12 protein-coding genes are annotated in these 23,181 nt (G+C 33.1%); 9 read left to right on the top strand and 3 right to left on the bottom strand.

The features are described from left to right. Position 1 precedes the first annotated feature (1 nt). From OS188_RS04020 to uvrB, 6 genes are all read left to right on the top strand, one after another. Entirely contained in the window at positions 2 to 3,367 is a 3,366-nt protein-coding gene (locus OS188_RS04020) for a T9SS type B sorting domain-containing protein (protein WP_267147538.1), read from the top strand. A gap of 6 nt (positions 3,368 to 3,373) precedes the next feature. Continuing rightward, on the top strand, positions 3,374 to 5,827 hold the full coding sequence (locus OS188_RS04015) for a T9SS type B sorting domain-containing protein (protein WP_267147537.1): 2,454 nt from the start codon (positions 3,374 to 3,376) through the stop codon (positions 5,825 to 5,827). 93 nt (positions 5,828 to 5,920) lie between these two features. Continuing rightward, entirely contained in the window at positions 5,921 to 7,705 is a 1,785-nt protein-coding gene (locus OS188_RS04010; protein WP_267147536.1) for a T9SS type B sorting domain-containing protein, read from the top strand. Between the two features lie 106 nt (positions 7,706 to 7,811). After that, positions 7,812 to 12,659 carry a T9SS type B sorting domain-containing protein gene (locus tag OS188_RS04005; RefSeq protein WP_267147535.1) on the top strand — a complete coding sequence of 1,616 codons (4,848 nt, stop codon included), beginning with the start codon at positions 7,812 to 7,814 and terminating at the stop codon, positions 12,657 to 12,659. A gap of 60 nt (positions 12,660 to 12,719) precedes the next feature. Then, positions 12,720 to 15,050 (top strand): T9SS type B sorting domain-containing protein, encoded by a 2,331-nt coding sequence (locus tag OS188_RS04000; protein WP_267147534.1) that lies wholly within the window; start codon positions 12,720 to 12,722, stop codon positions 15,048 to 15,050. 149 nt (positions 15,051 to 15,199) lie between these two features. After that, complete coding sequence (gene uvrB, locus OS188_RS03995) at positions 15,200 to 17,200, top strand: excinuclease ABC subunit UvrB (RefSeq protein ID WP_267147533.1); 2,001 nt, start codon at positions 15,200 to 15,202, stop codon at positions 17,198 to 17,200. A 70-nt stretch (positions 17,201 to 17,270) separates the two neighbouring features. Here the strand turns inward: uvrB and OS188_RS03990 are convergent, their stop codons facing one another. Further along, positions 17,271 to 17,672, bottom strand: coding sequence for a TerB family tellurite resistance protein (locus OS188_RS03990; RefSeq protein WP_267147532.1), 402 nt, complete (start codon positions 17,670 to 17,672; stop codon positions 17,271 to 17,273). Between the two features lie 225 nt (positions 17,673 to 17,897). Between OS188_RS03990 and OS188_RS03985 the strand changes: the two genes are divergently transcribed. Next, complete coding sequence (locus OS188_RS03985; RefSeq protein ID WP_267147531.1) at positions 17,898 to 18,164, top strand: DUF1456 family protein; 267 nt, start codon at positions 17,898 to 17,900, stop codon at positions 18,162 to 18,164. 67 nt (positions 18,165 to 18,231) lie between these two features. After that, positions 18,232 to 18,930, top strand: coding sequence for a phosphoadenylyl-sulfate reductase (locus tag OS188_RS03980; RefSeq protein WP_267147530.1), 699 nt, complete (start codon positions 18,232 to 18,234; stop codon positions 18,928 to 18,930). A gap of 120 nt (positions 18,931 to 19,050) precedes the next feature. Here the strand turns inward: OS188_RS03980 and sucC are convergent, their stop codons facing one another. Both sucC and OS188_RS03970 read right to left on the bottom strand, forming a co-directional pair. Next, complete coding sequence (gene sucC / locus OS188_RS03975; protein ID WP_267147529.1) at positions 19,051 to 20,244, bottom strand: ADP-forming succinate--CoA ligase subunit beta; 1,194 nt, start codon at positions 20,242 to 20,244, stop codon at positions 19,051 to 19,053. Between the two features lie 261 nt (positions 20,245 to 20,505). Continuing rightward, the gene (locus tag OS188_RS03970; RefSeq protein WP_267147528.1) at positions 20,506 to 21,516 is read right to left on the bottom strand and encodes a T9SS type A sorting domain-containing protein; all 1,011 of its coding nucleotides are present in this window, start codon (positions 21,514 to 21,516) and stop codon (positions 20,506 to 20,508) included. A 622-nt stretch (positions 21,517 to 22,138) separates the two neighbouring features. On the opposite strand from OS188_RS03970, the gene OS188_RS03965 reads away from it, so the two are divergent. Further along, positions 22,139 to 22,711: a nuclear transport factor 2 family protein gene (locus tag OS188_RS03965; protein WP_267147527.1), complete on the top strand. Its 573-nt coding sequence runs from the start codon at positions 22,139 to 22,141 to the stop codon at positions 22,709 to 22,711. Positions 22,712 to 23,181 lie beyond the last annotated feature (470 nt).

Raw genomic sequence — 23,181 nt, 5'->3', positions numbered from 1 at the left:
AATGAAGAAATTCCTTTTTTACATTTTTTTTACCCATATTATCTGTGCTTATTCTCAAGATGAAGCATCTAATTGGTATTTTGGTAATCAAGCAGGAATTCAATTTAATAATAATGGCACGGTAACCGCATTAACTGATGGTGCATTAAGTACAATTGAAGGCTGTACAAGTATCTCTAATGCAGACGGAGAACTTTTATTCTATACAGACGGTCGAATTGTATATAATAAGAATCATTTACAAATGCAAAATGGCTACGGTTTACATGGAAATTCGTCTAGTACTCAATCTGCCATAATTATACCAAAACCAGACAGCCCAAACATTTATTATATATTTACTCAAGGTACCAACCTGGGTTATCAAGGTGAAGATTTAGGCTTTAGCTATTCTATTGTAGATATGAGCCTGGCTGGTGGATTAGGAGCTATTACAGATAAAAATCAATTTTTACTCCATAGAGCTTCAGAAAAATTAAGCGCTGTTTTAAAAGACTGCGAATCTGGTAACATTTGGGTTATTACTTTAGCTGATGATGATGCTTTAACAAACTCGAATGCAGTAAACAATAATAATAAAACATTTTATCTTTTTGAAGTTTCAAATACAGGTATTGCTCTTCATGACACCTTTGATATTGGCTCTACTATTTCAGAAAGAAGAGGTTATTTAAAGTTTTCTCCAGATGGAACTAAATTAGTATGTGCCAGTCCAAATCCAAACAATATAAACACTCGCTTATTAATTTTCGATTTTGTTCCAGAAACTGGGGAAATAAGTAATCCTCAACCAATTAATATTACAAGTAATGCTAACGCAAATAAACCATATGGCATAGAGTTTTCTCCAAACAGCCAAGTACTTTATGTTAGTGCTAATAACGATTTACCTTCAAACACCGCCCCAAGTGCCCAGCGTAGTGCTTTATTACAATACGATTTAACTGCTGGTAATATTAATGCCATAAGTGCTTCAGAAGTAATTCTTGAAAGCAAAACAGGTTACAGGAGCGCACTTCAATTAGGACCAGATGGTAAAATTTATAAAACAGAAAGTAGCACATATAATATAGGTTTACCTTATTTAAGCACTATAGAATTGCCCAATATTATTGGTAATGGATGCAACTACACAGAAAACACAGTATTCCTAAATATAGACAATAGCAATAGATTAGCTAGACAAGGTCTCCCTCCTTTTATTTCGTCTTTTTTTGTTGAAAAAATAGATATTATAAATAATCCAACAACTCCAATAAGTACTAATTATTTGCCTTTATGTAATGGCCAAACTTTTACTTTAACTGCTGAAAATATTCCTGACGCTAGTTATTCCTGGACTTTTAACGGAACCCCTTTACCCAATACAAATTATTTTTTAGAAGTTGATGAAAACGGTGTTTATGAAGTAGTAATCGATTTAAATAATGGAGATTGCGATTTTCTTGAAGGAGAAGCTATTATTGAATATTTTACGTCGCCAATTGCAAACACAGTACCCAAAATTGATATTTGCGATGATAATACTGACGGTTTTTGGCAATTTGATTTCACCACTCTAGACGGTAGTATTTTAGGAACTCAAGATAGCAACCATTATTCCGTTCATTATTATGAATCTCAAGAAGATGCCAATTTAAACCAAAACGAAATTATAGGTCCATATACAAATACAAGCAATCCTCAAGAAATTTTTGTAAAACTTGATTTAATTGGAAGTCCAAGCTGTTTTGATATGTCTTCTTTTTTTATTGAAGTTTTTACTACTCCAATTGCAAATCCTATAAGCAATCAAACGTCTTGCGATGATAATACAGATGGAGATGCTTCTAACGGACATACAGAAACCTCTCTCCTTAACCTTAATAATTTGATTTTAGGAGATCAGGACGCAACGGCATATTCAGTAAGTTATCATTCTTCTCAAGCAGATGCCGAAGCTAATATTAATCAATTATCTGAACCCTATTATAACCTAACTCCTTTTAACGAAACCATATTTGTTAGAGTTGAAAATAACTTAAATTCAGCTTGTTTTGATATAACTTCTTTTGATTTAGTAGTGAACCCTGTACCAGTAGCTTTTAACTCTACTTTAATTCAATGCGATATCGACGGTATAAACGATAACTTAACCACGTTTAATTTAAATGAAGCAATCACCGAAATAACAGGAGGAAATACTAATCTATCTACCAATTTCTATTTTAATTTTGACGATGCCGAAACTAGTAATGATCCGTTAAACGCTGAGAACTACAATAATATTTCTAATCCTCAAACTTTATATGCTCAAGTAACGGATAATTTAACTGGCTGTGTTAATATTGCAGAGCTTACTTTAGAAGTTAGCAGCACACAACTTTTAGACTATCAAGTTCCTGAAGATTGTGATGAGCTGGAGTCTGAAGATGGTATTAACAGTTTCAACTTAGATAATATTGCCACAGAAATGCAGGACATAAATGGAATTACTTTTCCAATTACTTTCTATTCTAGCTACCAAGATGCTCTTTTGGAACAAAGCGAATTGAATTCTTCATACACCAATACAACGCCATACAATCAAACAATTTATGCCCGAGCTGAAAACAATAATGCTTGTTACGGGATTAGTGAAGTTTATTTAACTATAAACAAACTACCTGTACTAAAAGAAGACGAAAACACTTTATATTGCTTAAACAGCTTTCCAAAAACTATTATATTAGAAGCTGGAGTTTTAAACGATTCTCCTGCCAATTATACATATATCTGGTCTAACGGAGAGACAACTTCTAGCATTCAAATTAATCAAATAGGCACTTATACGGTTACTGTAACAAATAGTTCCGGTTGCTCTAAATCTAGAAATATAATTGTGGCACCTTCGAATGTTGCTACTTTTAACGATATTATTGTAGTAGATGCTACCGAAAACAATACAATAACTGTTTTAGTTTCTGGAGAAGGAGAATATGAGTATGCTCTTTATAATCAAGAAGGTTTATACCACACGTATCAATCAGATAATATTTTTTATAATGTCTATGGAGGTATTTATACGGTAGCAGTAAGAGATATAAAAAACAATTGTGGCATTGTTACACAAGACGTTTCTATTATTGGTTTCCCAAAATTTTTTACTCCAAATGGAGATGGATATAATGATACCTGGAACATAAAAGGTGTTTCCAATATATTCCAACCAAATACCTTGATTCGTATTTACGATAGATATGGAAAACTAATAAAACAACTAAATCCGCTTGGTCCAGGCTGGGGCGGAACCTTTAATGGAGAACCTTTACCGTCGGATGACTATTGGTTTTCGGCAACCCTAAAAGATGGCAGGGAATTTAACAGTCATTTTAGTTTAAAACGATAATTTATTTTGAGACAGATTAAACCCTTTTTATTCGTAATATTTTTATGCTTTAATGTATTTCAAGTTTCGGCTCAACTACCAACCGATTGTGTAGATGCTGTAATTGTATGTGGAAACTCGGAAGTTAATCTAAATGTTAACGGTATTGGTGTTCAAGAACTCTATGGCTCTAATACCTGTGGAAGTCAAGAAAACAATAGTTTATGGCTTCAAGTAACATTAGTTACCGATGGAACGTTAGGCTTTACTTTAAGACCTAATAGCACTTCTATTACAGAAGATTACGATTTTTTTGTTTTTGGTCCTAACAGACCGTGTAATAATATTGGTCAAGCTATTAGATGCTCGACAACTAACCCTTTAGCTTCTGGACAACAAAACAATTATACCGGAATGAACGGGGAAGAATCAGATACAGCTGAAGGCCCAGGACAATTTGGAAATAGTTTTGTAAAATGGCTGGATGTAACGGCTGGAGACACGTATTTTATTGTTATCGACAGGCCTATTGGAAACAGTCCGTTTAGCCTTGAATGGACAGGAACTGCAGAGTTTGCCAGCCCACCAACCAACGAAATGGGCTCTCCAGAGGCTCTAGACTTGGAAAACTGCGATACACTTATACCACTAGGGAACGGGGAAACCGAGTTTAATCTAGACATCAATACAAGTCAAATAATAGGAACTCAAACAGATGTAGCAGTAAGTTACCATTTCAATGAAAGTGATGCTAATTTAAACATAGGTACTGTAGCTAGTCCATATACAAACGTAAGCAACCCGCAAACAGTTTATGCCAGATTAACTAATACAAATACAGGTTGTTTTGAAATTGTTCCTTTTAATTTATCTGTTACTAGCCCAGATTTCACTACTCCATCTAACTATATTGTATGCGATGACTACGAAGATGGTGATGCTACAAATGGACAAACTTTCTTTGACCTTCCTACTAAAAATAATGAGATTTTAAACGGACAAGATCCTGCAAATCTAACTATTAGCTATCATGAACTTCAAATAGATGCAGAAACAGATACTAACCCATTAGCAGATATTTATTATAATACAACAGCAGATTTACAACAAATATTTGTTAGAATTGAAGACGCCAATAACCCTGATTGTGCAAGTATTACTACTTTAGATTTAGAGGTTTTACCTATTCCGCCTTCAAATAATAGTTCACTTTTACAATGTGATAACGATGGTATAAACGATAATTTAACGACTTTTAATTTAAATGAAGCAATCACCGAAATAACAGGAGGAGATACTAACCTATCTACCGAGTTCTATTTTAGCTCTACCGATGCCGAAACTAGTAATGATCCGTTAAACGCTGAGAACTACAATAATATTTCTAATCCTCAAACAGTATATGCTCAAGTAACAGACAATTCCACTGGTTGTTTTAGTATTGCAGAGCTTACTTTAGAAGTTAGCGCCACACAACTTTTAGATTATCAAGCTCCTGAAATTTGCGACGAACTAGGTTCTGAAGATGGAATTGACACCTTTAACCTTAACGATTTTGCTGCAGATATGCAGGTCATAAATGGGATAACCTTTCCCATTACTTTTTATCCTAATTACCAAGATGCCCTTTTAGAACAAAACGAATTGACTTCGCCATACACCAATACAACACCATACAACCAAACTATTTATGCCAGAGCGGAAAACAATAATGCTTGCTATGGAATTAGTGAAGTTTATTTAACTGTAAACAAACTACCTATATTAAAAGAAGACGAAAGTGTTTTATATTGCCTAAACAGCTTTCCACAAACTATTATATTAGAAGCTGGGGTTTTAAGCGATTCTCCTACCAATTATACATATATCTGGTCTAATGGAGAGACAGCTTCTACCATTCAAATTAACCAAATAGGCACTTATACTGTTACAGCGACTGATAATTTTGGCTGTTCTAAATCTAGAAATATAACTGTAGAACCTTCGAATACTGCTACTTTTAACGATGTTATTGTAGTAGATGCCACCGAAAATAATACAATAACTGTTTTAGTTTCTGGCGAAGGCGAATACGAATATGCCCTTTACAATCAAGATGGACTATACAGAATCTATCAATCAGATAATATTTTTTATAATGTCTACGGCGGCATCTATACGGTGGCTGTAAGAGATATAAAAAACAATTGTGGCATTGTTACACAAGAGGTTTCAATTATTGGTTTTCCAAAGTTTTTCACTCCAAATGGAGATGGATATAATGATACTTGGAATATAAAAGGGGTTTCTAATATATTCCAACCAAATACCCTCATTCGTATTTTCGACCGGCATGGAAAACTAATAAAACAATTAAATCCACTTGGCTCAGGCTGGGACGGAACCTTTAATGGTGAACCTTTACCTACTGATGACTATTGGTTTTCTGCAACCCTAAAAGACGGTAGAGAATATAACAGCCATTTTAGTTTAAAGCGATAAACTTAAAAGTTGTACATTTATTTTAATTATTACAATTGAATGTTCCGACCATATAAATACCTTGTGCTATTTTTTGTGCTAACTACTCATTTTATGTTTAGTCAAGAAGTTAGCCTATTTCAACAATTTAATGGGCATTACGATTATTTGGCATTTGGAAACACGCTAAATCCTGCAGAAAACAATCTAGATCGAACGTTTTGCGATGTACTCCCGGAATCTCAAGCAGAATTATTTCTACCACAAAACACGAACATTGTTGCTGCATATTTGTATTGGGCCGGCTCTGGCGAGGGCGATTTAGAAGTTAGCCTAAATAACACATCTATAGTAGCAGACCAGAATTATCTTGTAGAATTCAATGATAATAATTACGGTACTCTCAGCTATTTTTCCTGTGTATCAGATATTACAGAACTCATCTCTAATACAGGAAATTCTAATTATATGCTAAGCGATTTAGTTATTTCAGAAACTCTATTAGAAAACCCTGGTTATTGTGGCAATCGAACAAATTTTGCTGGCTGGTGTGTATATGTTATCTACGAAGACGAACAACTACCACTAAATCAGGTGAATTTATTTCAAGGCTTAGAAATTATTAATAGAAATATTCAAGAAAAAACCATCATTTTAGACAATGTAAATGTTTTAGATAACGAAGGAGCAAAAATTGGATTTTTAGCCTGGGAAGGAGATTCCAACCTGGCATATGGAGAATCTTTACTAATTAATAACAATATTATTTCCAGTCCGCCATTAAACCCTGCCAACAATGCTTTTAATGGAACAAATACTTTCACAAACAGCAATACTTTTTACAATGGAGATGTAGACGTGTATCCCATTCAAGATAATATTGCAATTGGAGACACCTCAGTAGAAATAAAATTAACTACAGGAGATTATGATGGAAACGGCATTTTACAGGCAGACTTAATCATGATTAATAATATTATTACCGTTTTAAACAGCCAGCTTCCAGATGCTACCGTCAACATAAACCAAATTAATCAAGAATGTTCTAGTAGGGAAGTTACTATTAATTATACGATATATAATACAAATAGCACAGATGTCTTACCGGCTCAAGTTCCTATTGCTATTTATGCAAATAACGAACTTATTGGAAATACATTTACCAGTATGCCTTTGGATATTGGAGAGTCAGAAAATGGACAAATAACGGTTACTATTCCTGAGAGTTTACCAAACAATCTAACTATAACAATTGCCGTGGACGATATTGGAAATGGTATTGGAGTTATTACCGAGTTAAACGAATTAAACAACGTCACCACTCAAAACATTCAGCTTTTAGAAGTTATTATAACTCCGTTAGAAGCTATAAAAAATTGTAATGAAGGCTTTGATACGTCTACTTTTAATTTATTTTTGTCCGAAGATCAAATTGAAATTAGCGGACAAACAACTTCCTATTTTGAAACTCTTGAGGATTTAGAAGCAAATACAAACGAAATACTCAATCCAAGCTACTACCAAAACACCACAGTACCACAAACCATTTATTTGAAAGTTGAAAACCAACCCTGTTACCAAGTTTATTATTTCGATTTATTTGTAGAAAACTGTCCACCTAATATTCCACAAGCTTTTACACCAAATAACGATGGTTATAATGATTGGTTTAATATTCAAGGTCTTTATAATATTTTCGAAACTCACAAATTACTAATTTATAATCGCTACGGAACTCTTGTTTTTGAGGGAGATAACAATAAGCCATGGATTGGAAACTCCAATCGCGGAATAAATAACTCGGAGAAAATTTTACCAACCGGAACTTATTTTTACATCTTAAACCTTAACGATTCTAACTATAAAACCTTAACTGGTTGGGTGTATTTAAACAAATAAAGCTAATATTACTGCATTTTGTCGTTAATTATTGCGTTTGGTCTATTTTTTTAATTACTTTGCCCAAGATTAACTCCAAATTAGAATAACATTGAAAATTAACTTTATGGATAGCATTTCTCGGCTAAAATTATCTGGCTATTTATTAGTTATATTTTTTATGGTATTTAACCAAATTTCCTATTCACAACAAATTTCTGTAAACGACGATGTTCCTTTAAACGATTTAATAGAAACACATCTTGTACAAGGTTGTGTAGAAGTTTCTAATATACAATCAACAATTAATGGCTCTGTAAATCAAATATCTAGTTATGGATATTTTGAAAAAGCAGATTCTAATTTTCCGTTCGAAAACGGAATTTTACTCTCAACAGGTGGAGCTGCTTCAGCTGGAAACGTATTAAATTCTAACGTCTTAAATGAAGGAGAATCATCCTGGGGAACAGATCCTGATTTAGAAACAGCCTTAGGTATAACCAACACTCTAAATGCAACCTCTATTGAATTTGATTTTATTTCGGTTTCCAATCAGGTACAGTTCAATTATATTTTGGCTTCAGAAGAATATTACGCTAATTATCCCTGCGATTATTCTGATGGGTTTGCCTTCTTAATAAAGAAAACAGGTTCAACTACAGCTTATCAAAATGTAGCATTAATTCCTGGCACAACTATTCCTGTAAATACAAGTACAGTTCATGAAGAAGTTGTTGGATTTTGCCCAGCAGAAAACGAACAGTATTTTGAAGGTCATAGTCTTGGAGACACCAACTTTAATGGAAGAACTACAGTACTTTCTGCTATTGCAAGTATTGAACCTAACGTTCAATACCGAATTAAATTAGTAATTGCAGATCAAACCGACGAAAATTTTGATTCTGCCGTGTTTATTGAAGGAAACAGTTTTAACGCCTCTGTAGATCTTGGACCAGATATTACCACTTGTGCTGACAATGTGGTTTTAAACGGAGATATTCAAAACCCCTTAGCGACTTATCAGTGGTTTTTAAACGGACAGGCTCTAGCTGGCGAAAATCAAGAAACTATAACAGCTATTTCCTCTGGAACATATAAAGTTGTTGTAAGTATTCCAATTAGTAACACCACCTGTGTTATTGATGATACTGTTGAAGTAACTCTAAATTCGGAACAAACTGCCGACCCCGTTACAGATTATGAAATTTGCGACGATCCAAGTAACGACGGAATTGAGACTTTTAATCTAAATACTAAAGATAATGAGATTCTAGCCTCTATTCCTACTTCCAATTATAGTATTAGCTATCATTATTCTTTAAATGAAGCTCAAAACAATTTAAACCCAATTACAAATCCAATTCAGAACACAAGTAATCCGCAATTAATTCACGTTAGAATTCTTGATACAGATAATGGCTGCTTGTCCTATACTAGTTTTAATCTGCTGGTCAATCCGCTACCTGTAATTACCGATCCTCAACCCATGGAAGTTTGCGATGATGCAACCCCCGACGGCTTTACCGAGATAGATTTAACACAGCTAAACGGCGAAATAACTAACAATAATTCCAACCTAATTGTTACTTATCATTATTCTCAAACCGATGCGGATTCTGGAGACAACCCAATTCCTTCTCCATATGTAAATACAAATCCAACTGAACAAATTTTTATTAGAGTTATAGACCCGAATACAGGCTGTAAAAACACGACTTCTATAGAAATCTCCGTTATAGAGAGTCCGTCTATCAGTATGGATCCTGAAATTATTAATGCCTGCGACCAAGATGGGGATGGATATGATATTTTCGATTTATCAACTGTTGTAGATACTATTCTAGATGGACTAACTGGCGTTTCAACTACATTCCACACAACTTACGAAGACGCTCAGACGGGAGACAATCCAATTGAAGACATTGAAAATTTTGAAAATACAACACCAAATGTTCAAACAGTTTATATTAGAGTGTTGGATGAACTAACAGGTTGCGTATCTATAACTTCTATTGTCTTACATACAAATCTTCTAGAATCTGGAACCAATATTAGAGATTTTTATACCTGTGATGATGCCTCAGCTGATGGTATTGCAGATTTCAATTTAGAGAATATTGCAAATATTATAATGAATGGTCTCGAAAATGTTACTGTTACTTTTTACGAAACAGAAACTGATCAAATCAATCAATCTAATCCTATAGACCAAAGTGTTTCATACCAGGTTGTTGCAAGTCCTCATCAGTTATTTGTAACGCTTGAAAACGAGGATTGCACATATTCTTCAGACTTTAATTTAATTATCAATCCGCCAGTTATTTTACCTGTTTTAGAAGCTGTTAATTATTGCGATACAGACGATGATGGTTTTACATCTATGGAATTAGCTGCTTTCGACGATTATGTAGGTACAGGAATTACAAATCCAACTACTGCATACTTCTTAAATGAAGAAGATGCCATAAACAACGAAAATGTATTAGCTCCTTTTTACACAAACATTAGTAACCCTCAAATTATTTATGTGCGCGTAGCAGATGGCACTACTGGTTGTCATGATATATCTCCACTTGAAATTAACGTTGTTCCGGCACCAACTGTAACACAGCCATTAGATATTGTTATTTGCGACGATAATCAGGATGCCTTTTCAATTGTGGATTTAAATGCAAAAATTTCAGAAATTGTTTCTAATACGGACAATCTGAATATTACATTCCACACCTCTGAGGATGATGCCAATGCAAATTCAAACGCTATTACAAGCACAACTGAATATAATGCAAACACACAAACTATTTTTGTAAGAGTTGAAAGTGAACTTACAACTTGTTACGCCATAATTAATTTTGAAATTATTGTAAATACAGAACCTGTTTTTATAGATATTAGTAATTTTATTAATTGTGAAACAGATGGCAACCAAACAGCTGATTTCTTCTTTGAAGATAAAGATGACGAAATTTTAAACGGACAAACAGGAAAACATGTTTTGTATTTTAAAACTGCTGAAGATGCTTTAAATAGAACAAATATTATTGATAAAACAACGGCTTATGTAAATCAGTCAAGCCCTGAAACCATCCATGTTCGTGTGGAAAACACAAGCGATCAAAATTGTTTTGGAGTATCATCATTTGTTATTGAAGTAGGTTCCGTGCCAATTTTCGATGCTCCCTTAAATGTCTTTTTATGTGATGATATATCGAACGACAGTCAGGAGTCATTCGATTTAAATACTGTTATAACAGAAATGTCTCAAAATAGTCCAGAAACATTAACCATTACTTTTTATAGAAGTCTGGAAGATGCTGAGACCGAACAAAACCAATTACCTTTAAACTACACGAATACTTCAAATCCACAGCAGATTTATGCGCGAGTAGAAAATGGGACCGATTGCCACGCCATTGCACAATTTGGTTTAAATGTAATTCAAGTACCTTTAGTCAATTCTGCATCAGCATTAATTGCCTGCGACACAGATCAAGACGGCTCCGTGAGTTTCGACTTAACCGTTTCAGAATCGGAAGTTTTAGATATTAGACAAAATGATATTTTAGTAACTTATCATGAAACTATAGAAGATGTTGAAAATAACGATATAACCATTCCAGATCCAAGTGATTATAACAATACTTCAAGTCCGCAAACTGTTTATATTCGAGTAACAAATACAGTCTCCAAATGCTTTGTTTCTATTCCTTTGGAATTAATTGTAAACGTACCTCCTAGCCTAAATACAGAAACTATTGAAATTTGTGAAGCAGATTCAAACTCATATAATTTATTAGATGCTATAGATGAGTTAATTGGAGACCAAACTCCTGTAGACTTAACGTTTTACGCAAATCTATCAGATGCCGAGAATACTCAAAACCCTTTAGAACCAGAATATAGTTACACTTCTAATAACGACACTATTTTTGTAAACGCTATAAATACAGATACAGGTTGTACAACTATTGGTTCTTTTAATCTATTGGTTAACCCGAACCCAGTTGCAAATCAGCCTCAAAATATGGTAGCTTGCGACGACGATTTTGATGGATTATTAGTTTTTAATTTAGCACAGCAATCTTCTTTCATACTTGGAACACAAAACTCAAATCAATTTACTGTTAGTTATTTTGAATTAGAAGAAGAAGCTATGGATAATAGCAATGCCATTCAAGAATTAAATTATACTGCTTTTAACCAGCAAACCATTTATGCAAGAGTTGAAAACAATGCAACAGGTTGCTTTAACACAACTTCTTTTAACACGCTTATAAACAGAAAACCAGAAGTAAACATTCCAGACCAAACGGTATGTTTAGACAATTTACCTTTAGTCGTTTCAGCCGAAACAGGTTTTGCAGACGACACCTACCTATGGTCCACAAACTCCACAACTTCTCAAACCGAAATTACGAATATTGGAACCTATTCCGTAACTGTTACTTCCATTAACGGATGTCAGACAACTGCAACTTTTAATGTTATAGAATCTGAGCAAGCAACTATAGAGTTTACAGAAACCGTAGATTTCTCAAATCCAAATAATATTACAGTTACTATTAGTGGTATTGGTAATTACCTGTACACTCTAGATCATGGAGTTCCGCAAGAGTCTAACGTATTTTACAATGTTACTTTAGGACCACATATTATAGAAGTAATCGACTTAAACGGTTGCGCTTCTGCTACAAAAGAGATTGTAATTATTGATGCGCCATTGTTTTTTACACCAAATAATGATGGGTATAACGATACCTGGCATATAACTGGAGTCGATCAACTAGAAGGAACCATAGTTTATATTTACGATAGGTATGGTAAACTGATAACAAGATTAACTCATAGTTCTCCTGGTTGGGATGGAACTTATAGAGGCAAATTATTACCGTCTACCGATTATTGGTTTGTAGCATTAGTAAAAAAAGACGAAATCTCTTTTGAAGTAAAAAGGCACTTTTCTTTAAAACGCTAATAAAAACTTTATTATTATAAAGAATCAAGATTAGTTATCTTTGTAGACTAACATTTCTTGATGAAACAGTTTTTATTAGCCTCTTTCTTATTGATTTCCTGTGTTGCCGTATCTCAAAATGTAACCACAGATAGCGGAACTTATACCGCTCAAGAACTTATTGAAGACATTCTAATTGATAGTAGCTGCATTACAGATGTAGTTGTTACCAATGTTTCTGGTGGAAATTTTAATGGTACAGACCAAAGCTATGGTTATTTTGAATCTAATGGTGCTGGATTTCCGTTTGAAAATGGAATTGTTTTAAGTACAGGAAGATTAGCAAATGTTCAAGGTCCAAATACATCCTTAAGTGATGACGATGCTCCAAACTGGCGTGGCGATAACGATTTAGAATATGTTTTAAACGAATCGGCGACTACCAACGCAACCATTTTAGAATTTAATTTTAGAGCTGTTGCAGATAGAATTAGTTTTAGATATCTGTTTGCTTCAGAAGAATACCAGCAAGGAGACTCAAACACTTGTCGCTATTCAGATTTGTTCGGGTTTTTAATTAAAGAAGAAGATGGAGGCAGATACGAGAATATTGCTGTAATACCCGGAACTTATACACCTGTAAAAGTAACCACCGTTCACTCCGGAATTCCTGGAGAATGTAGTCCGATAAACGAAACCTATTTTGGTGGATGGAACGACTCTAGTGCACCAATAAACTTTAACGGTCAAACAACAGTTTTAACAGCCATTGCAGATGTAACTCCAAATGAAGTCTATCACGTAAAACTAGTTATAGCAGACCATATAAATTACAGATACGATTCTGCCGTATTCTTAGAAGCTGGAAGTTTTCAGTTAAACACCAATTTAGGTCCAGATATGTTAATTTCCAGAAATAACGCGCTATGTACAGACAGCAGCGTTTTGCTCGATGCTAGCCAACCTGGAACAAACACTTATAAATGGTTTAAAGATGGTGTAGAAATTCCTTTTGCAACAGATTCTACCTATTTAGTTTCTAACGCTGGCACTTATAGTGTAGAAGTAATTATTGATGGAACCTGTTTTTCTTATGGAGATATTACTATTGAAGTAGCATCAAATCCTGTTGTTTTTAATACAACTTTAATTAGCTGCGATTACAACTTAGATGGCTATACAACTTACAATCTCTTCGATGCAGAAGCAGACATTACTAACAACGACCAAAGTTTAACTTTAGATAATTTTTATTTATTAGAAGCTGAAGCTAACTCAGGAGCCAACCCAATTCCTAATCCAACTAGTTTTGATAATACGGCTTTAAACCAAACTGTATTTGCTAGAGTCTCTAACGCCAATGGCTGTATTTCTGTAGCTGAATTAGCCTTAGATTTTGCAAACAATCCCATTTCACTCCCGATATATTATACCTGCGACGATGAAATAAATGATGGTATAACTACTTTTAATTTAGACGACATAGCCACGTTTATAATTACTCAAAACAGCGTACCTAATACTGCAAATGTTATTTTTTATTCTTCTCAAGAGGATTTAGAAAATCAAACAAATCAACTTTCTGGAACATATCAAAACACAAATGCTCCATATTTGGATATCTTATTTGTGCAAATTACAGACAATAACGTTTGTTATGCGTATTCCTCTGTAGAACTCACGGTTTATCCAAGCCCAGAATTAGCTCCAGACGAAGAAACCATGTATTGCCTCAATTATTTATCGGAAACCATCAACTTAGAAGCTGGAATTATCAACGGCCTACCTTCAGCTTACACCTATCAATGGCAACTAGATGGTGTAGATTTAATGCAAAATACAGAACAGATTTCAGTGAATGAGATTGGAGTTTATACGGTAACAGCTACCAATAACAATAATTGTTCTGCATCAAGAACTATAACTGTTCTTCCATCTAATATTGCTACTATTCAAGACATAATAATTATTGAAGCTACAAATAACAACTCTATTACAATTACAGTTTCAGGCGAAGGTAATTATGAATATGCATTAGATAATGGTAATTTTCAAGACAGCAATATATTTACAAATGTATCTGCCGGACATCATACAATTTATATTCAAGATAAAAATGGATGCGGCGTAATTTCTGAAGATGTTTCGGTATTAGGTTTCCCTAAGTTTTTTACACCAAATGGAGATGGTTATAACGATTATTGGAAGCCACTTGGTTTAAATCAATTTGAAACCTCAACAAGTGTTAAAATATTTAATCGCTACGGAAAGCTGTTAAGAGAATTAGATGTTTTTGGAACTGGTTGGGATGGTACTTTTAATGGAAATCAACTTCCTACAGACGATTATTGGTTTATAATTACTCTTAGTAATGGAAAAGAATATCGAGGTCATTTTTCTTTAAAAAGATAATATATGTACTTGTTTAAAATTGTTAATCGTTAAGTAAACTTTAATAATTTTAATAACTTTAGGCAGACTAAACAATTCATTAATCTCATAGTTATTTGTGCCATAATAGCACAATCTCACTTTAGACATTTTAGGCACTTTTTAGTATTATGAAATTCAAGATAAAATCAGAATTCAGTCCAACAGGAGATCAGCCCTCTGCTATAAACCAATTAGCTGAAGGTCTTGATGCACATGAAAAATATCAAACTTTATTAGGTGTTACTGGTTCTGGAAAAACCTTTACTGTGGCCAATGTTATTGAAAAAGTTCAAAAACCAACTTTGGTTTTAGCACATAATAAAACTTTGGCTGCTCAGTTATATTCTGAGTTTAAACAATTCTTTCTAGATAATGCAGTTGAGTACTTTGTGTCTTATTACGATTATTACCAACCCGAAGCCTATATTCCAGTCTCTGGAGTTTATATTGAAAAAGATTTATCTATAAACGAAGAAATTGAAAAAATGAGATTGAGCACTACTTCTTCTCTACTTTCTGGGAGACGAGATGTTATTGTAATTGCCTCGGTGTCTTGTTTATATGGTATTGGAAATCCGGTGGAATTTCAAAAAAACGTTATTTCTCTTGAAACAGATCAAGTTATTTCACGAACAAAATTACTTCACAGATTGGTTCAGAGTTTATATTCTAGAACAGAAGCAGAATTTAACCATGGAAATTTTAGAATAAAAGGAGATACAGTAGATATTTTTCCCAGCTACGACGATCATGCATTTAGAATTCATTTTTTTGGAGATGAAATTGAAGACATTGAAGCCTTCAACATTCAAACGAATGAAGTGATTGAAAAATATGACAGAGTCAATATTTATCCAGCAAATATGTTTGTTACTTCTCCAGAAGTTTTACAAGGAGCTATAAATAGTATTCAAGACGATTTAGTAAAACAATACGATTATTTCAAAGAAATAGGAAAACACTTAGAAGCAAAACGCCTAAAAGAACGAACAGAATTCGATTTAGAAATGATTCGGGAACTGGGTTACTGCTCGGGCATTGAGAACTATTCCAGATATTTAGATGGCAGACAACCAGGAACCAGACCTTTCTGTTTATTAGATTATTTTCCAGATGATTATTTAATGGTTGTGGACGAAAGTCATGTTACAATTTCTCAAGTCCATGCCATGTATGGAGGAGATAGAAGTAGAAAAGAAAACCTAGTAGAATATGGTTTTAGGCTGCCTGCAGCCATGGACAATAGGCCTTTAAAATTTGAAGAATTTGAAGCCTTACAAAACCAGGTAATCTATGTAAGTGCAACTCCAGCAGACTACGAACTTGAAAAGTCTGCAGGCGTATATATAGAACAGGTAATTAGACCAACTGGACTTTTAGACCCTATAATTGAGGTGCGCCCCAGTTTAAATCAGATAGACGATTTAATTGAGGAAATCCAACAACGCGTAGAAAAAGACGAACGTATTTTAGTAACTACGCTTACCAAAAGGATGGCTGAGGAACTGACAAAATATTTAGATAGAATACAGATACGTACTCGTTATATCCATAGTGATGTGGATACTTTGGAGCGTGTTCAAATTATGCAGGATTTACGAGCTGGTATGTTTGATGTGTTGGTAGGAGTTAACTTATTGCGTGAAGGTTTAGATTTACCAGAAGTGTCGTTAGTAGCTATTTTAGATGCCGATAAGGAAGGTTTTTTGCGTTCCGCAAGATCTCTAACACAAACGGTTGGTAGAGCTGCCAGAAACCTCAACGGAAAAGCTATTATGTATGCTGATAAAATAACCAAAAGCATGCAAAAAACTATTGATGAAACCAATTACAGACGTGAAAAACAAATTGCATATAATACAGAGCATAACATTACACCAACTGCTTTAAACAAGAGCTTAGACAATGCTTTATCTAAAAACTCTGTAAGTACATATAGTTATGAGTTAGAAGCCATGAAAGCTGCAGAACCAGAAAGCAAATATCTTTCTAAAGCCGAACTGGAAAAGAAAATTCGCGAAAAACGTAAGTTTATGGAGGAAGCTGCGAAAGCATTGGATTTTTTACAAGCAGCTAAATTTAGAGACGAAATAAAAGCCTACCAGCAGAAATTGGAGACCATAAATTAATGATATATAAGTTTTGAGAAAGAGAGAAGACTAAATAGCTTAATCCTTTATTTGATTCTTATATCTTGAATTAATTATACTGCACTTTAAAGATATCTATAAGCACATCTGGAGGCACAACTTTGTTAGGGAAACTTTCCATTAAATACAGAACTTTATTTATGGATTCGTGACTTAACCCCATTCTAATACCATAATTAAAAAGCTTTACTCTTTCTTTATGTGTATGTTCGTCGGTAATATTCATTAATAATACCAATCTATGAAATTGTACAATTCGTTCGCTATGCGATTTTAAATGAAAATAATTAATAGGGTTCTCGATAAGATAGTCGAAATCTTCTCGTGAAATTCCAAGCTGCCTTGCAATTGCAAGTAAAAAATTATACTCAATTGGTTTTAAATCGTCTTCGCTTTTTGCAAATGAAATCATTTCAGACAAAAGACTAAGTTTTTCAACCCTGTTAATCATTATGAAGAATGGCTTAATTTTACATTATAAAGATACTTATAAACCATATTTAATAATCCATGATAATTTGTAACTTGTCGAAAAATAACCTGCGTTTTATCGTTGATATTCTACATCTTGTATAATTATTTACCTATATTACTGACTATCAGGCTATTAAACAAAAAATGCGTTTCATCGATTATTTGACTATTTTAAGATAAAACTAAAACCAAAAAACTTTATATGACTAACAATGATATATTTAAGAAATTAAGAGTTGCTTTACAGCTTAGAGACGACGAAATAGTCAAAATATTAGAACTAGTAGATTTTAGAATAAGCAAAAGCGAATTAGGAGCTTTCTTTAGAAAAGAAGACCATCCAAAATATATGGAATGTGGCGATCAAATCTTGAGAAACTTCTTAAATGGTTTAGTAATTCATCTCCGTGGACCTAAACCAAAAAAAATAGAAAAGAAATCTACACCTCCTAAAAACTTAAAAAAGTAATAAAACATTAAATAAGTTCAAGTTTATTCTTACATTGCACAAATAAGACCAAATAGTCCTAAATAACATGTTCGACAACCCTACAACTATAAACCCTTCTGAACTCTCTGAAGAAACAATAGAACTTTTAAACAAAAAGTACAAAGCCCTTTCTCCTAGCAACCGTATAAAAGAATTATATAAAGACTTTCAGCTTAAAGATATTATGCTAACTAGTTCCTTTGCGGCAACTTCTGCCTTTTTGCTCAAATTAGTATCTGATGTTAATAAAGAACAAACTGTCTTTTTTATCGACACAGGCTATCATTTTGAAGAAACTTTAAAGTATAAACAGAAACTAGAAAAGCTTTACGGTTTAAATGTCAAGTCTATTGGCGCCACAAAGGAAGAGCATGAGTTTACTACAAAAAACGAAACATGGAAAACCAACCCTGATTTTTGTTGTTCGGTAAATAAGGTAAGACCTTTAGAAACTATTAAAAAACAATATAAAATATGGGTTTCGGGTTTAATGAAGTGGCAAAGCGATCATAGAGCAACCTTAGATATTTTTGAAATGCGTGGCGAAATTTTAAAATTTTACCCCTTATTGGATATTACTAAAGAAGAACGCGATTCCTTTATTGAGAAACATCAACTCCCTTTCCACCCATTAGTAGCTAAAGGCTATCATTCTATTGGCTGTAGCCATTGTACTGTTCCAGGAGAAGATAGAAGTGGGAGATGGAACAACAACCCAAAAACAGAATGTGGACTGCATTTATAACCTAAGCGAATAAGAAATAAAAAAGAGCAACTTTAAATTTTAAAGTTGCTCTTTTTTTATGTTAAACTCTTAAATAAGCTATCCGTTGCCAGATAGATTTTAAAAGTAGCTTTTATAAGATTATGCAGTTAAAACTTCTTGTACTTTATCTGCAGCTTCTTGGAATTCTGTAGCACTTAATACATCCAATCCAGAATTATCAATTAATTCTTTAGCGATGTCCGCGTTAGTTCCTTGTAAACGTACAATAATTGGCACAGAAATATTCCCCATGTTTTTATATGCATCAATAACTCCTTGAGCTACACGATCGCAACGTACAATTCCACCAAAAATATTAATTAAAATTGCTTTTACATTTGGATCTTTTAAGATAATTTGAAAAGCAGCCTCTACTCTAGCAGCATCTGCTGTTCCACCAACATCTAAGAAGTTAGCTGGCTCTCCACCAGCTTGTTTAATTAAATCCATAGTTGCCATTGCAAGTCCAGCACCATTAACCATACATCCCACGTTTCCGTCTAAATCTACATAGTTAAGTCCTAAAGCTCCTGCTTCAACTTCAATTGGATTTTCTTCGCGTAAATCGCGTAAATCATTATATTCTTTATGTCTAAAAAGTGAATTATCATCTATGGTTACTTTTGCATCCACAGCCATAATTTTATTATCACTTGTTTTTAAAACTGGGTTAATTTCAAATAAAGAAGAATCAGACTCTACGTAAGCTGTATAAAGATTAGAGACAAATTTTGTCATTTCTTTAAACGCTAATCCTTCTAATCCTAAATTAAAAGCAATACGTCTTGCTTGGAAAGGCATTAATCCAACAGATGGATCAACCTCTTCTGTAAAGATTAAATGTGGAGTTTCTTCGGCAACAGTTTCAATATCCATTCCACCTTCTGTAGAATACATAATCATATTACGACCAGTAGCACGATTTAATAACACAGATACATAAAACTCGCTTGTTTCACTTTCTCCAGGATAGTAAACATCTTCGGCAACAAGTACTTGATGTACTTTTTTACCTTCTGCAGACGTTTGAGGTGTAACTAAATTCATCCCAATAATTTGTCCTGCAATTGTTTCAACCTCTTCTAGGTTTTTGGCAAGTTTAACACCTCCACCTTTACCACGTCCACCAGCGTGAACCTGAGCTTTAATAACATGCCAACCTGTTCCAGTTTCAGCAGTTAATTGTTTAGCAGCAGCAACAGCCTCTTGTGCGTTTTTTGCAACAACACCACGCTGAATACGTACGCCAAAGCTTGCTAATATGTCTTTTCCTTGATATTCGTGTAAATTCATCTTTATTAATTTAGTTGTCATTCCCTTAAAGAAAGGAAACTCTTAAATCTATTGTGGTGCAAAAGTAAACAACCTATTGCTTTTTACCAATAATTTTTATAGGAACTATTACTATACTTTCTAAATGTTTAAAATAAAAAATGATTATGCCCAAAATAAAATTATTTTTAAGAAGTACTCTCTAATTTTATACTTTATAAAAAACAATAAAAAAAGCGTTTCAGAATATGAAACGCTTTGATTTTTAATGATTAAATGATTTTATTTTTTCAATACTCTCTTAGAATAAACACCTTTATCTGTTATAATATTAGCAATATACATACCTGTTTGTAAATGGTTAACCGAAATTGAAGTAAGATTACTATTTACATGTAACACTTGTCTTCCACTAAGATCTGTTAGTGTTATAGAACGAATACTTTCATTTTGGTTTAAGCGAATATTTAGTACCTCGCTAACTGGATTTGGAATAATTCTAAACTCATTATTTACAATTTGATTATCAGAAATACCTATAGTAGTAGACAAATAGCTTTCCATTACCGTAATAGTTTCATTTATACCCAATAAAGAAACTACTACATCAACTGTATTTGTTCTAAAAACCAAGGTACCATCGTTAGCATCGTAGTAGAAATAACTAGTTTGCGTTACAGTACCAACATTTGGAATAAGATAAGTTAGATTCAAGGTTTGAACTACTTTTAATCTTGTAACTGGACCACTATATGCACCTTCTCCAACATCGTTCATATTAAGCGTACCATAAGCATCTACGGTAGTTACTATATTTCCCGTAAAAGTTCCGGAATACGTCTCATAATTAAAGCTACCGGAAACAGCATCTGTATTATTAGAGCCATAACTTAAAGGGAAGGTTCCAATAACACCATTGTTTGTAGTGTAATTTAAATCTAAGCCAGAAGATTCTGCTCCTGTAAAAGATACTTCTGCAGCGACTTCTCTGGTAAAAATCTTACTAGAAGTAGTTGTTGCTGTTTCTGTAATGGTTAAAACTGAAGTTGTGCCTGGATAGGCTATAAGTTCTTCAGGTGTTGGAGAGTCGTAAGTATCTTGCACGGTACCTACAGATGTTAAATTGGTGAAATCCCAAGTTAAGTCAGCTCCACTTGCACTTTGGTCTACAGCTGTAGAAGATGTCACTACAGCAAAATAAGATTCTGGCACACTATAAAACGAATTTATAGGAGTTTGCCCATAAGTAAATAAAGAAATTAGGAAAAATAAGATAGGTAGTTTTGTGTTCATATCGTTTGTTTTTATCAAAACTATCAAAAAGCTTAGCTTATGAATAATAAACAAGATAAGTGTTAAAAATTACCGACAAAGTGTTATTTTTTGGACAATTAATAACAAAACACTAAAACAACTTGCAATTTTAACCCGTTTTCATAAAAACAACTTTGTCATTAAACACTAAATAGACAACTTTTTATTTGACTTTTTATTTGACTTTTTATTTACAATAAGAATTAGAACGTACCGAGTCGATTCTTCACTTTATTCAAAATAAAAATTAAAACCCGAATAATTCTACTAAAAAGAGTCTTACTCTTAGAACAAGAAAAAAACAATTAATTGCGTGCTTTCTATAATAGAAATTATATAAGCTCTTTTTTTTAGATTAAAGATTTTCATTCTTGTAAGAACACATTCACATTAATTTTGTATTTTTACTTGATTACTAGACATTTAAATCGTCTATTTACTAAAGTGATTTTTATTTTAATAGCATAAAGCCCTATCTGCTATTAACCAAAAGCTGACTATATAGCAACCATTTTGTTACGCTCAACTTGGCATTCTTTGTTTTAGGCTTCTAAAAATCATTTTATTTAAGAATATTATTTTAACCTAAAACCCATTAATCATGAAAAATATTACTTTAATTGGATTTTTACTTTTACTTATAACATCTTGTAGTAATGCACCTCGTTACACACAAAACTCAGAAGAAATAGAACTTGTAAAAGCTGCTATTAGCAATTATAATTATCAAGAATGGGACAAATTAATGTCTCTATATGCAGATACAGCACATATTTACTATAACTCTAGATCTGTAGTCTTAGCGCCAGAAGATCTTGAAGGTTTTCACAAAAACCATGATGCCGGATTTTCTACTCGTGCTTTTGAAGATGAAAGCAGAGAATACGAAATGATTGAAGACAATAGTGGTAAATCTTGGGTAAACTTTTGGGGACTATTAAAAGGAAATTTAGAAGGTAACAACAAGCAAATTATTATTCCAGTACATATTACTTTTCAATTTATAGACAAAAAGATTGTTACGGAGTTTGGATATTGGGACTCTTCTTTAGTAGCGCTAGAACTAGAAAAGATGAAAGATGAAAAAGCTGAAATAGATAAAACTAATGAACCTATGAAAATTGAAGATGTTCCAGAAGTTATCGAAATAGACGAAGCAGGCGATTTTAAATAATTTTATCTAATACAAACACATCTAGGGAAATTAAGAAAGCAGCATTTGTATCTTTATTATAACTTAAAATTATTTTTGGAGGTTAAGAATAACATACCTCAACCCCTACAACTAATTTCACTTCAAAATATATGAATTATACTTCCAGTAAAATTTTACTTGCTGGAAGTATTAATATGACAACTATTACAGTTACAAAACTTGTATTAAATAGCAAAAACATTGCGAAACCTATATGTTTCTGATGAGATTTCGGCATGGTGTCTATTATAGTAATGATTTCTTAAATCGGAATTGGCTTATTACTTTTCTACTATGTTTTTTTTAATAAAAATAAAACTCGGATAACATATTAAGGAAGTCTGTTCCATAAAAACACTTCTATAAAAATGATATCGCTGCAACTTAATAATAAGTGTCATATTAAAAGCCTGGTTCCATATCAAGTTTTGATCTAGTTATTCATTTTC

It is taken from the genome of Xanthomarina sp. F1114 (assembly GCF_026410255.1).
In the GTDB taxonomy this organism is placed as follows: Bacteria; Bacteroidota; Bacteroidia; order Flavobacteriales; family Flavobacteriaceae; genus Xanthomarina.
This window is presented reverse-complemented; position numbering and strand designations above follow the sequence as displayed.

Coding starts and splice junctions, on each gene's coding strand:
- OS188_RS03990 (WP_267147532.1), bottom strand. CDS start 17,672: ATGATTAACAGGGTTGAAAAACTTAGTCTTTTGTCTGAAATGATTTCA.
- OS188_RS03980 (WP_267147530.1), top strand. CDS start 18,232: ATGTTCGACAACCCTACAACTATAAACCCTTCTGAACTCTCTGAAGAA.
- sucC (WP_267147529.1), bottom strand. CDS start 20,244: ATGAATTTACACGAATATCAAGGAAAAGACATATTAGCAAGCTTTGGC.
- OS188_RS03970 (WP_267147528.1), bottom strand. CDS start 21,516: ATGAACACAAAACTACCTATCTTATTTTTCCTAATTTCTTTATTTACT.
- OS188_RS04005 (WP_267147535.1), top strand. CDS start 7,812: ATGGATAGCATTTCTCGGCTAAAATTATCTGGCTATTTATTAGTTATA.
- OS188_RS04010 (WP_267147536.1), top strand. CDS start 5,921: ATGTTTAGTCAAGAAGTTAGCCTATTTCAACAATTTAATGGGCATTAC.
- OS188_RS04000 (WP_267147534.1), top strand. CDS start 12,720: ATGAAACAGTTTTTATTAGCCTCTTTCTTATTGATTTCCTGTGTTGCC.
- OS188_RS03985 (WP_267147531.1), top strand. CDS start 17,898: ATGACTAACAATGATATATTTAAGAAATTAAGAGTTGCTTTACAGCTT.
- uvrB (WP_267147533.1), top strand. CDS start 15,200: ATGAAATTCAAGATAAAATCAGAATTCAGTCCAACAGGAGATCAGCCC.
- OS188_RS04020 (WP_267147538.1), top strand. CDS start 2: ATGAAGAAATTCCTTTTTTACATTTTTTTTACCCATATTATCTGTGCT.
- OS188_RS03965 (WP_267147527.1), top strand. CDS start 22,139: ATGAAAAATATTACTTTAATTGGATTTTTACTTTTACTTATAACATCT.